The following is a 13041-nucleotide window of genomic DNA, read 5'->3' as shown; positions in this document are numbered from 1 at the left end:
ATCATGAAGATCCACAAGTACGACACCGTCATCGTCGGCGCCGGCGGAGCCGGCATGCGCGCGGCCATCGAGTCGACGAAGCGCAGCCGGACCGCTGTCCTGACCAAGCTCTACCCCACCCGCTCCCACACGGGCGCCGCGCAGGGCGGCATGGCCGCCGCGCTGGCCAACGTGGAGGAGGACAACTGGGAGTGGCACACCTTCGACACGGTCAAGGGCGGTGACTACCTGGTCGACCAGGACGCCGCCGAGATCCTGGCGAAGGAGGCCATCGACGCCGTCCTCGACCTGGAGAAGATGGGCCTGCCGTTCAACCGGACCCCGAACGGCACCATCGACCAGCGCCGCTTCGGCGGTCACAGCCGTAACCACGGTGAGGCCCCGGTCCGCCGGTCCTGCTACGCGGCGGACCGCACCGGCCACATGATCCTCCAGACGCTGTACCAGAACTGCGTCAAGGAGGGTGTGGAGTTCTTCAACGAGTTCTACGTCCTGGACCAGCTGATCACCGAGGTCGACGGCGTCAAGCGGTCGGCCGGTGTCGTCGCGTACGAGCTGGCGACCGGCGAGATCCACATCTTCCAGGCGAAGGCCGTCATCTACGCCTCCGGCGGCTGCGGCAAGTTCTTCAAGGTGACGTCGAACGCGCACACGCTGACCGGTGACGGCCAGGCGGCGGTGTACCGCCGTGGCCTGCCGCTGGAGGACATGGAGTTCTTCCAGTTCCACCCGACCGGCATCTGGCGCATGGGCATCCTGCTGACGGAGGGCGCCCGCGGTGAGGGCGGCATCCTGCGCAACAAGGACGGCGAGCGCTTCATGGAGAAGTACGCGCCGGTCATGAAGGACCTGGCGTCCCGTGACGTCGTGTCCCGGTCCATCTACACGGAGATCCGCGAGGGCCGCGGCTGCGGTCCCGAGGGCGACCACGTCTACCTGGACCTCACCCACCTGCCGCCGGAGCAGCTGGACGCGAAGCTCCCGGACATCACGGAGTTCGCGCGCACCTACCTCGGCATCGAGCCCTACACGGACCCGATCCCGATCCAGCCGACCGCCCACTACGCGATGGGCGGCATCCCGACCAACGTCGAGGGTGAGGTCCTGGCGGACAACACCACGGTCGTCCCCGGCCTGTACGCGGCCGGCGAGGTCGCCTGCGTGTCGGTCCACGGCGCGAACCGCCTCGGCACGAACTCCCTGCTGGACATCAACGTCTTCGGCCGCCGGGCCGGCATCGCGGCGGCGGAGTACTCGCAGAAGGCGGGCTTCGTCGAGCTGCCGGAGAACCCCGCCGAGTTGGTCGTCGAGCAGATCGAGCAGCTGCGCAACTCCACCGGCAACGAGCGGGTGGCCCAGCTCCGTCGCGAGCTGCAGGAGACCATGGACGCGAACGTCATGGTGTTCCGCACCGAGCAGACGATCAAGACGGCGGTCGAGAAGATCGCCGAGCTCAAGGAGCGCTACAAGAACGTGGCGATCCAGGACAAGGGCAAGCGTTTCAACACGGACCTCCTTGAGGCGATCGAGCTGGGCAACCTGCTCGACCTGGCCGAGGTCATGGCGGTGTCGGCCCTCGCCCGCAAGGAGTCCCGCGGCGGTCACTACCGCGAGGACTACCCGAACCGCGACGACGTCAACTTCATGCGCCACACCATGGCGTACCGCGAGGTCGGCGCCGACGGCTCGGAAACCGTCCGTCTCGACTACAAGCCGGTCGTCCAGACCCGCTACCAGCCGATGGAGCGTAAGTACTGATGGCAACCCCTGTTCTGGACAAGGCCGAGGCGGACGCCCAGGCGGCGTCCCCCTACATCACGGTCACCTTCCGGGTCCGCCGCTTCAACCCGGAAGTCTCGGCGGAGCCGACCTGGGAAGACTTCCAGCTGGAGATCGACCCGAAGGAGCGTGTCCTCGACGGCCTCCACAAGATCAAGTGGGACCTCGACGGCACCCTCACCTTCCGCCGCTCCTGCGCGCACGGCATCTGCGGCTCGGACGCGATGCGGATCAACGGCAAGAACCGTCTTGCCTGCAAGACCCTGATCAAGGACATCAACCCCGACAAGCCGATCACGATCGAGCCCATCAAGGGCCTGACGGTCCTCAAGGACCTGGTCGTGGACATGGAGCCGTTCTTCCAGGCGTACCGCGACGTCATGCCCTTCCTCATCACGAAGGACACGAACGAGCCGACCCGGGAGCGTCTGCAGTCGGCCGAGGACCGCGAGCGCTTCGACGACACGACGAAGTGCATCCTCTGCGCGGCCTGCACCTCCTCCTGCCCGGTGTTCTGGAACGACGGCCAGTACTTCGGCCCGGCCGCGATCGTGAACGCCCACCGCTTCATCTTCGACAGCCGTGACGAGGCGGGCGAGCAGCGCCTGGAGATCCTCAACGACAAGGACGGCGTCTGGCGCTGCCGTACGACCTTCAACTGCACGGACGCCTGCCCGCGCGGTATCGAGGTCACGAAGGCGATCCAGGAAGTGAAGCGCGCGCTGATCACGCGTCGCTACTGATCTTCCGTCGGCCATGCCGAGGGCCCCGTTTCCCGCTGGGAACGGGGCCCTCGGGCATATGCCACACGATCGGGTGAGCATGGCCGCGAAGGACATGCGGGCTGCCTCCGACCTACGATGATGCTCTCGACACCAGCCCACGGGAGGCACCTGATGTCCGCAGCTTCCGTCGAGCAGCCCTTCGCCCACGAAGACGAAGAGCCGGTCAGCCTCACGACCATCGCCGACGAGATCATGGAGCGCCATCCGGGCTACCGCGTCGAGATCATCGGAGGCCATCTCCTCGTGACCCCGTCCCCGGATGCCCCTCACGCCCGCGCCCTGACCGGGCTCATGATCCCGTTCATCGCAGCAGGTCTGCACGGCGGCGAAACCGAGGTCCTCCAGAACGTCGGACTCTGGCTCCCCACAGGCGACGAGGACTACGTCATTCCCGACCTCGTGGTGGTGGACGCCGACATCGACGACCACTTCATCAGCAACAACTGCTACGACCCGGGCTGCTTCCGCCTCGTCCTGGAGGTCACGTCCAGCAACTGGAAGGACGACCTGAAGACCAAGGTCGTCGCCTATGCCCAGGCCCAGGTCCCCGTCTACGTCGTGGTCGACCGCAAGCACCAGCGCCTCCACGTCCTCACCGAACCGGCCGAGGGCGAGTACGGCAGCCACCGCGTCTACTCTCCCGGCGAGTCGGTCACCCTGCCCGACTCCGTCGGCGCGAAGGTCACCCTGGACGCGACGGAGATCATCGAGGCGGGCCGGCGTCGGACCGTACAACCCTGACGCTCCCTCAGCTGTCTCCACAGTGCACACACAGTTCGCACACAGGAGACGCATGTTCAAGCGCAGGAATCTCCGCCTGGCTCTCGCGACGGCGACGGCCGTCGCGCTGACCGGCGGACTGCTGATCCTCTCGACTTCGTCGGCGACCGCGGTGACCGCACCCGCCAAGTACGCCGACGACTTCAACGGGGACGGCTACCGGGACTACGCGTCCGGCTGGGCCGGTGAGGTCACCGTCACCTACGGCACGGCGACGGGCCCCGGCACCACGACAAAGACGTTCACGCAGGACAGCCCCAACATCCCCGGGACGGCCGGCGACGCCGGAGGCTACGGCGACGGCTTCGGCGACCAGCTGGCGAAGGCGGACTTCAACCGCGACGGATACGCCGACCTCGCCGTCGGCGACCGCAGCGAGATGGTGGGTACGAAGGCCGGTGCGGGCGCGGTCACCATCCTGTGGGGCGCCGCCTCGGGCCTGGGTACGAAGGCCACCCGCATCCCCGTCACGGCCCGTTCCGACTACGGTTTCGGCGCGGCCCTCGCATCCGGCGACTTCAACGGCGACGGCAAGGCGGACCTGGCCGTCGCCGACGGGGTGGGCACCATCTACATCTACCGCGGCGGCTTCTCGCAGACGGGCACGACGGGCCCGGTCACCAAGCACGAGTACTCCGACATCCTGGAGCCGACTGCCCTCGTCGCCGGCAAGGTCACGGCCGACAAGGCGACCGACCTGTACGTCCTCGGCCAGGGCTACACGAACGACAAGATGACCCAGGCCGCCTGGTTCCTGCGCGGCGGCACCACCATCACGCCGGGCAAGTACACGACGTACAACGCCACCTCCCCCGACTACAGCCCGACCGGCGTCATCGCGGACTTCGACAAGGACGGCTACGGGGACCTGGCGGTCGGCGACACCAGGTACAACAACGGCGCGGGCTCCGTCGTCGTCCTGCGCGGCGGCTCCACCGGCCCGGCCACGTCGTACCGCCTCACCCAGTCCACGTCGGGCGTGGCCACCGCCGCCACGGCCCACGACGACTTCGGCGCCGCCCTCTCCGCCGGCGACACCAACCACGACGGCTACCCGGACCTGGCGGTGGGCGTGCCCGGGGAGACCGTCGGCACGCTCAAGGAGGCGGGCGGCGTCCACATCCTGCGGGGCGGCACGCACGGCCTGACCGGCACCGGCTCCCAGTGGTTCTCCCGCGCCACGGCCGGCGTACCGGGCAGCGCGACGCAGGGCGAGCAGTTCGGCACCTACGCCCGCCTGCGCGACTTCGACCGGGACGGCGACGCCGACCTGCTGGTGTCCGCCGACTACTACCGCCCCAGCGTCCTGCTCCGGGGAGGCACGACCGGCATCACGACGACCGGCGCGACGGAGATCAAGCTGACCCCCGGTTTCCCGCAGTAGAGCCCTCTCAGCTCTCCCTCTCCTCCAGCCGACGCCCCGGTCGCTCGTTGATCGCGGTCAGGTCGATGTCGATGTCGAAGGGGACGGAGAGCTTGAGCCGGTCGTGGAAGATGCCGGTGAGGGCATAGGCGTTGGTGGCCGGGTCGATTTCATAGACGTAGACGACGGGCAGTCCCGCCTCTTCGTCCTTCTCCACCCGCCAGAAATGCGGCACACCAGCCGCAGCGTACTTGCGGGGCTTGACCTCGCGATCACGCTCGCGGGAGTCGTCCGAGACGACCTCGACGGCCAGGAGAATGTCTTCGGCCCGGTACCACGTCTGATCGGGCCCGGTGACCGCCTCGGCCGGAAAGACGACGATATCCGGCTCAGGCCGATTCTTCGTGTCCAGCTTGATCAATTAGAATCAGCCAAGGCTGGAGCGGGCCAACGGGTGTAATTCAAAAGTAACCACTCTGACGGCCCGACCAAAGAACTGGCCAGGACCGTCAGGAAATTCAACCTAGTCGCCATACTCCCAAGGGGAGATTTCCCAGGGCGACAATTTCGATTCACGCGTGGCCGCATACCCAATCGGAAGATTCATAACTTCCGCCAGGCTCGCATCCAAACTCACGACATGACCCAGGTGGTAGATACCGCAAGCGCCGTCTTCGTTTGGATCATTAACCCCATCGCCGATAAGCCAGTCCCCTTCATCGTCGTGCACCACAATCAGCGCTGGCAGTTCACCCTTGATAATCGTGCGTTGCACGACGCCAGCCAGACCAGGCGCCACGACGGCACTATGGTCCACCGCACGGAAAGACTCATCGTTCATCGACTCCGGCTCCTAACCTGGTATTCCGCCGTTCGGGAAGGTTCCAAACAGCTCCCACAACTCAGCATACGACAGGTCGTTCTTGATTTCACTGTTACACACTCGACACAGAAGGTCGCCATTGCTGGGGTCTCCAGAGCCTCCTTGCGACTGAGGCTCGCGGTGATCGACAGCCCCCTCATTATCGGGCGGCGTCACGCCTCTCCTGGACTGCTGAGGCCTGACGACATTCTCACCACACAACTCACATTTCGGCACTCCTCCATTCGCGTCCGCATTGGCGTCCCAGACCTTCCGTTTCCCCGCACGGGTGAATGGTTTACCTGGACGACTTCCGGGTGCACCCCCAGCGACCCTGCGGCAACTCGAATTATGAACCAGAACCGGAGTCTCGCCCGCTAGCACATAGTACGTGTGCAGGTCCGCGACCGTCAGGTTGTACGTACGCGCATGCTTCGTGAAGGGTCGGTTGCCCGTGACAATGACCGTGTCGCCCTTGTCGGTGCGCAGCGTCATCCCTGGCTCGAGCTTTCCGGTCGGGACCCAGTCATGCTGGGAGGGGGACCAGAAGGGGTGCTCGTGTGTCGCGGTGAGCTTCTCGATGCCGTTCTTCGTGGCAATGGACAGCTCGTTGAAGTACTTGTCGCCGTCAGTCCGAATGAGGCGAGTCACCTTTTTGGGAACGGTCTCACCGGTCTTCGGATCGGTCGCCAGAACCCTGTCTCCGAGCTTGACGTCCTCGATGTCCTTCGCCGAACCGTCAGCCATGAGTACGTCAGTGCCGGCCAGGAAGCACTTACAGCCTCTTCCAGGCACGCTGGAGCTGCCGGCGGTCGACGGCGTCTCCGCCCCAGGCCGGAAGGGACTTCCCGCAATTCCGCTGACTCTTCCGCCGAACCCCACGGACATCTTGCGGAAGTAATTCATCACTCCTGATGGGCACGACCTTATTTCATAGCAGGCCTGCACCCCCCAATAGCCGAGTTGCTCCGCTCCAGCTTCAGGGTTCGTCGTCCCGTCGGTCAGGTAATCCGGCACGATGCCACTGGTACCGACGGCGGTGTGCACGTACCTATAGAAGATGCGAATAAACTCGTTCCGCTGTTTCCAGTTCGTCGTTACTTTGACGCCGGGGAAAATCTCAGCTGGGTCGTAGTTGTAGCTGGTGCGCGGGCCGTTGCAGAAAGAACACGGGTGCTCACCCTTGCGCTGACCTGTGTAGCCCGCGCGCTCCGGGTCGCCCGCGACGGGAACGCCGTCGCCGCAGATGTCGCGCATACACAGACCTGACGGGTCGCTGTGCGCGACGGGGCTGTTGTTGCTGTACGCGTACCCGTTCATCTGCAGGGGATCTGCAATGTCGAGGACCGGGTCCGCGGACAGGAAACGCCCCGAGTTCTGGTCGTATTCGCGGGCGCCTATGTGGGTGAGGCCGGAGGCAGTGTCGTCGATGCCCACGCCGAGGTACGTGCGCTTGTTGGGCCATGTCGTCGGCTTGGTGCCGCGGAGTTCGCCGTACGGCTTGAAGGCGCGGCGAGTTACCGGCTGGCCGCTCGCCAGATCCACCGACGTGTTCGCCGTGCCCAGTTGGTCGGCTATCAGGACGCTCAGTTTGTGGCCCGTGGTGGAGCCGTTCGTCGTGGAGCGGACCACCGTGGGGGCGCCGGCCTGGGTGTAGGTGCGGGAGGCGCGGGTGATGGTGCCCGTCGCGTCCGTCGTCAGTTCCGTTGCGCCCAGGTAGAGCGTCGAGCCCGACGACGAGTTCTCCAGCAGGCGGTTGCCGTCGGCGTCGTAGACATAGGTCGTCTTCTTGCCGTCGGCGGTGACGGAGTCCAGCTTGTTCTCCGCCGACCAGACCAGGTTCTGTGTCGTGGCGGGCAGGGTGCGGACCGTGGTGTTGCCGGTGGCGTCGTAGGTGTAGGTGCTGCCCTTGCCGACCGGGCTGGAGGTGACGGCCGTCATCGTGTGCGGCTGGGTCGTGCCGCCGCCGGTGACCGTCTTGCCGTAGCCGTAGGTGTACGAGACGTTCTTCGACGCGTCCGAGGTGTTGCAGTCGGTCATCGTGGCGCGGTTGCCGAGCCAGTCGAAGGTGAAGGACTGGCGGTAGGCCGTCGCGCCGGTCGAGACGGTCGTCGTGTCCGGGGCCGCTGCCGAGAGGGTGGAGGTCAGGGAGCTGTCCGGGCTTGTCGTGTCGGTCGCCGCGTCCGGCGCGTCCGTCGCCGGGCCCGACGATGTCGCGTAGTCCGTGCGGTAGCCCCAGGTGGTGCCGTCTGCGGACTTGCATCCCGTGCCGTTGCCGTTCGGTGTGATCGACGACGTCCAGGCGTGCACCAGCTCGCCCATCACGTCGTACGTGAAGCACTGGGTGTCCCAGGTGTCCCCCGTCGACTCGCTGAGTTTGCGGGCGCTGGCGGTGATCGTGCCGGACGTGTCGTAGGCGTAGTAGCCGTCCGCGATGCGGTGCGGGCCGTCGGTCTCGCGGTCCGTCACCGTGCGCTGGAGGCGGCCTGTGGACGGGTCGACGAAGTTGGTCGTCCAGAGGCGGTACGGCTGGGAGCCGGAGACGGTGCGGAGGGGTTCGCCGTAGGGCGAGTACGTGACGTCGGTCGTGTACCAGGTCAGGCCGGAGGTCGTCTCCGGCAGGCCGTCGGAGTCGTAGCGGGTGACGACCTTTTCCCTCGCCAGGCCGCCGGCGGCGGGCAGCGTGACGGACTGAAGCTTGCCGGTGGGCGTGTAGTCGTAGGAGTAGCTGTACGTGCCGGACAAACCGGTCGTCATCGCGTTGGACGGGATGGTCGTCTCGGTGACCATCGGGTTGTAGTCGGCGTCGTAGCCGACGACGCGGTCTATGTAGTCGCCGTCGGCGGTGTGCCGGATGGAGCTGCCCGGCTTGCCGATTCCGCTGCGCGCGTCGTCGTAGGTGTACTCCGTGACGGGGGTGGAGGTGGCGGAGCCCTGGCGGACGTACCGCACGCGGCCGAGGAGGTCGTACTCGGTGAACGTCTCCTGCTGTCGGGCGTTCTTGACGTGGTTGGGGCGGTCCGCCGCGTCGTACCAGGTGGACGTCGTTCCGGTGTCGGGGTCCGTGGAGGAGGTGACCCGGCCGCGGGCGTCGTACGTGTACGACCAGGCGTTGCCCGCCGTGTCGGTGACGGTGCTGCGGTTGCCCCTGGCGTCGTAGCCGTACGTCGTCGAGCGGGCGATCGTCGAGGTGGAGAGGACCTTCGTGTAGTGCTTGACGGAGGTGACGCGGCCGAGGGCGTCGTAGTACGTCCGCATCCGGGGCGTCGTCGAACCCGGCGGGTCGACGTACGTGCTGGTGAAGCCGTAGCTGGTGGTGGTCGCGTACTTGTAGGCGCCGCCCTGGTAGACCGACGCGCGGACCTCGCGCTCCAGGCCGTCGTAGCGGTGCTTGGTCCAGGCGGGGATCAGGTACTTCGACTTGGGAGCGAAGAGTTCCGTGTCCGGGTCGCCCTTCGCGAGGTACGCGCTGGTCTGCTCGTCGACCAGACCATGGTCGTCGTACGACGTGTCCGCGATGATCCGGCCGGGGCCGTGGGCCTCGGTCTGCTTCTGCACCTCACGCATCAGGCCGTCGTAGAGGGTGACCTGAGTGGCGTAGGAGCCGTCGTCCTTGAGGGTCTTGACGGTCATGGCGGCCGGGCGGTTCACGCTGCTCGTGGCGATCGCCGGGTCGTAGTCGATCACCACGTTGGGCGAGAGGCCGTCGGAGGAACGGGACGCGGACCAGCCCTTCACCAGACGGCCGAGGCCGTCGTACTCGCTCCGGGTCACGCGGCCGTTGGGGTCGGTGACCGTGAGGGGGAGGCCGCGGCCAGGGTCGAAGGTGGTCGTGGTGGCGTGGTCCAGGGCGTCGATCGTCCTGGTCTGGGTGACCGGCCCACCCGTCGCGGGGGTGTACTGCGTCTCCGTCGTGCCCTCGCCCGGACTGGTGACCGTGCGGATGCGGCCCAGGTCGTCGTACGTCGTGTCGGCGGCGACCGAGTACGAGGTGCCGGCGCCGTCGATCTCGGATATCGAGGTGACCATGCCCTTGGTCGGCGTGGCACCGTAGGCGAGCTTGTCGTAGCTGAAACGCATCGCCGACTTGAGCCGGGTTGCCGGGTCGGCGGTGGCGTAGTCGGCGCAGGAGGTGCCCGTGGAGCGCTGCTCCTTGGGCAGGCCGATCAGCCAGGCTGTGGTGTTGGGGACGTACGACGACACTGTGCAGGTCTGGTCGGACAGCTTCTCGCCGGTGCCGTCGGGTGTGACGACAGCCGTCTCCACCTGGATCGGCAGACCGTAGGTGTCGTCGACGGTGGTGAGGGTGCGGACGCCCCGCCAGCTGCTGCTTTCCGTGTAGCCGCTGCTGCTTTTCGTGTAGCCGCTGCTGTCCAGGTACTGGATCGCATCCGTCCGCTTGATGCCGGTGCGATGGGCGAGTAGCGGGTCGGCGTCGGTTCCGTCCTCGTTCTCCCGTGGGCGGGACGCCGTCTGTTTGGACCAGGGGTAGTTCAGGGTGCGCTTGAGGGCCTGGCCGTCGGAGTCGCGGTAGGTGATGGTCTCGGCCGTCATGCCCGCGTACTGGGGGGCGTCATCCGCGAGCAGCGTGCGGGTTTTCGTCGAGTCCTTGAACTCGCCGCCGGTGCCCTGGAAGTAGAGCGTCGTCGAGGACGACTGGGACTGCGGGTCGCCCTGCTCGGAACTGGACTTGCTGCCCTTGATCACCGTGACCTGGCGGTATCCGCGCCAGTCGCTGTACGTGCGCAGCGCGGGGCGCGTGAACTCGTCGTCGCTCTTCGACCAGGCGGCGCCGGCGTACGTGTACTTGGTGACGATCGGCTTGCCGTGCGAGGTGACCTTGTCGGTCTCGGTCACGGAGTCGATCACGTACTTGTTGAACCACGCCTTCGGCGGGGTCCTCTGTTCCGTGTCGGGCGACCAGCGGACCGGGAAGCAGGTGCCGTTGTCCTTGCCCTTGTCCTCGCTGGGTTCGACCTGGCAGCCGCCCTTGTACTCGACCTCGATGTCGCCGCCGTACTCGGTGGAGACGGTGCCGATCCGGGGGCGGGTGAAGCCGGGGGTTGCGTCACTCTTGCTCTTGCGTACCAGGTTCGGCAGCTGGCGGTCCTTCAGCCACTTGGACAGGGGCGAGGTGGAGCCGACCTGGTACGGCGCGAAGCTGACGCCGTCCTCGGACTGAAGGGTGCCGGTGGTGTCGCCGGGGCCGTAGCCGGTACGTGTGATGGAGTCCAGCCAGAGGCCGGGGGACGTGTCGTACCAGTTCTCCGGGAACGACTGGTGGAGCGTGTACACGTCCACCTTGCCGAGGCCGGTCTGGCCGGCGCGGGCGGCCTTCGTCGTCACCGTGTCCAGGCGCATCTGTGTCCAGAAGGACGGGAAGGGCGGGCAGAGCTTGGACGTGGACTTGCAGTTGAGGTTGCCCGGGGTGTCCCACCAGGGGCGGTAGGAGCCGGGGTCGTCGGTCTTGTCGAAGTTGGCGTCGGTGCAGACCGTTTCGGACTTCAGGCAGCGCTGCTTGACCCCGAAGTACACCGTCGCGGACGGCTGGGTGAGGTCGTCCGTGCGCATGCCGTACTGGATCGAGGCCGGGTAGGCGAAACGGTCGTACTGCTCAGGCGACTTGGTCTTCTTGCGGACGGCGTAGTAGTTCGTCTCCTGCTTCCAGTCGACGACCATGACGTTGCCGTTGACGTCGACCACCTTGTCCAGGCCCCAGCGCCACGCCTGTTGCTTGCCCGCGCCGCAGCGTGAGTCCGCGAAGGTGTCGGCGTGGCAGGGTTCGCCGGGGTGGTTGCCGAAGACCGGGACGGCGGAGACCGAGTTGGTGTCGGCGTGGCCGCCGCCGACGTGGTTCAGGCCGTAGTAGTACCGGGTGCCGTCGGGCGTGGTGACCACCCAGTACTCGCCGTTGTTGTCGTCGTTGCTGCCGCCGACGCGGTGCTCGACCCGGGTGCCGTCGTCCTGCTGGGGACGGTAGAGCTCGCTGTCCGTCTCGGGGTTGCTGCCGGAGGCGGCGTCGCGGACCAGTTCCGTGGTCTTGCCCGCCAGGGACATCACGGCGTTGTACGACACCCAGCACAGGTCGGAGGTCTTGTCCTTGTCCGCGGTGTTGTTGGGCGTGCCGGCCTTCAGCGTCTTGCGGTCGTCCTTGCAGGTGCGGTAGCGGCGCTCGATGTAGCCGGGGTCGTACGACCAGCCCTCGCCGATCCAGGATGCCTGCGGGGAGGAGACGGCGGTATGGCCGTCCACCGTCTGGGAGTTGTAGTTGAAGGAGATCTTGGGGGCGGGGCCCGCGGGCGGGTTCGGTACGGTCAGCGGGTAGGACCAGGTGAACGCCCCGGAGGAGCCCCCTGCCTCCCACTTGCCGTCGGAGGTGAGCGGCGTCGCCTTGAAGCTGCCGCCGGCCCCGCTGCCCGAGACGCTGCCGCCCGAGTCGAGCGCGCCGACGACGGCCGTGCTGCTGCCGGTTGCCGCCGGGGTCGCCGAGGTGGACGTCCGGTAGGCCGCCTGGATCACGCCGGATCCGGTGGCGGGCGAGGACTTCGCGGTCGCCGGGGTGACCGTGCTGCCGGCCGCCGGGTCGACGGTGGCGGTGATGGAGTCCGACGCCGTGTCGTTTGTCGTGTCCAGTTCCTCGTACTGCTGGCACGCCTCGTCGTCCGGGGTCGTCAGATAGCAGTCGGGGAACTGGACGAAGTGCAGGCGGGATGCCCAGTCGGCGCCGTAGAGGCTCTTGAACTTGGAGTAGTCCAGCTTGACGGAGACGGGGACCGCGCCGGTGTCGGGGGCCTGCAGGACCAGCACGGCGCCGTCCACGCCCTGGCTGACGGCGGAGGTGCGGTCCGGGATGGTGACCTGCCAGGTGCCGCTCGGTGCGGGCTGGTCGGCGGCCTGGCCGAGGCTGACCGGGAGGCTGTCGACGGGGGTCAGGGATGCCTGCTCGGCGGTGGCCGCGGCCGTCCGGAAGGAGGCCGTCGTCGTGGTCGAGCCGAAGGTGACGGAGCCCTGCAGGGCGGACGGCGGGGTCGTCGTGCCGGCCGGCGCACTGAGCTGCTCCTTGGCTACCTCCACCGCCCTCAGCGAGGCCAAGCGGCGACTGAACACGCCGCCGGGAACCGGCAGATCGCGCTTGAGGGCCTCGAGTTGCAGCGTCTCGCGCCCGGTCTCGGCCTTTGACGGGTCCGGTGGCAGTGCCAAGGACTGCGCGGGCAGCAGCCCGACCAACAGCGCGGCGGCCGTGACCGGCACGGCGGCGCGCGCGAGGCGACGCTTGCGGGCACGCGAAAGACGATCGAGCACGACGAGGTCCCCCCGGACCACTTGGAGCGGGGCCGGTGACGGACCACGCGTGACGACGTATCAGACAGTGGGGATTCTGTGAGCAGCCTGTGAGGAAACGCCAGAGGTTACGGATTGATGTGATTACAGTCACGGTGCGTAACGCTCCGCCGCGGGACAAAGGAACTCAA

Annotated in this window: 6 protein-coding genes and 1 pseudogene; 4 read left to right on the top strand and 3 right to left on the bottom strand. The window is 67.2% G+C overall.

Annotated elements, in window-relative coordinates; all coding sequences use genetic code 11:
• Positions 1–3 precede the first annotated feature (3 nt).
• From sdhA to K7G59_RS20240, 4 genes are all read left to right on the top strand, one after another.
• Positions 4–1758, top strand: coding sequence for a succinate dehydrogenase flavoprotein subunit (gene sdhA, locus K7G59_RS20255; protein ID WP_225836178.1), 1755 nt, complete (start codon positions 4–6; stop codon positions 1756–1758).
• The gene (locus K7G59_RS20250; protein ID WP_225836176.1) at positions 1758–2522 is read left to right on the top strand and encodes a succinate dehydrogenase iron-sulfur subunit; all 765 of its coding nucleotides are present in this window, start codon (positions 1758–1760) and stop codon (positions 2520–2522) included. Before sdhA ends, K7G59_RS20250 begins: the two co-directional genes overlap by 1 nt.
• Before the next feature lie 153 nt (positions 2523–2675).
• A complete protein-coding gene (locus K7G59_RS20245; protein WP_225836175.1) occupies positions 2676–3305 on the top strand; it encodes a Uma2 family endonuclease in 630 nt (209 codons plus the stop codon).
• Between the two features lie 52 nt (positions 3306–3357).
• Positions 3358–4728: an FG-GAP and VCBS repeat-containing protein gene (locus K7G59_RS20240; protein WP_225836174.1), complete on the top strand. Its 1371-nt coding sequence runs from the start codon at positions 3358–3360 to the stop codon at positions 4726–4728.
• Between the two features lie 7 nt (positions 4729–4735).
• On the opposite strand, the pseudogene K7G59_RS20235 reads toward K7G59_RS20240, so the two are convergent.
• The 3 genes and pseudogenes from K7G59_RS20235 to K7G59_RS20225 form a co-directional block, all read right to left on the bottom strand.
• Positions 4736–5125 (bottom strand): annotated as a pseudogene (locus K7G59_RS20235) (Uma2 family endonuclease); the annotation flags it as partial.
• Positions 5126–5230: 105 nt separating this feature from the next.
• A complete protein-coding gene (locus K7G59_RS20230; RefSeq protein ID WP_225836173.1) occupies positions 5231–5548 on the bottom strand; it encodes a hypothetical protein in 318 nt (105 codons plus the stop codon).
• Between the two features lie 12 nt (positions 5549–5560).
• Positions 5561–12871, bottom strand: coding sequence for a polymorphic toxin-type HINT domain-containing protein (locus K7G59_RS20225; RefSeq protein ID WP_374114254.1), 7311 nt, complete (start codon positions 12869–12871; stop codon positions 5561–5563).
• Between the last annotated feature and the right edge of the window lie 170 nt (positions 12872–13041).

Source organism: Streptomyces sp. NK08204, from assembly GCF_020400585.1.
Taxonomy (GTDB): domain Bacteria; phylum Actinomycetota; class Actinomycetes; order Streptomycetales; family Streptomycetaceae; genus Streptomyces.
This window is presented reverse-complemented; position numbering and strand designations above follow the sequence as displayed.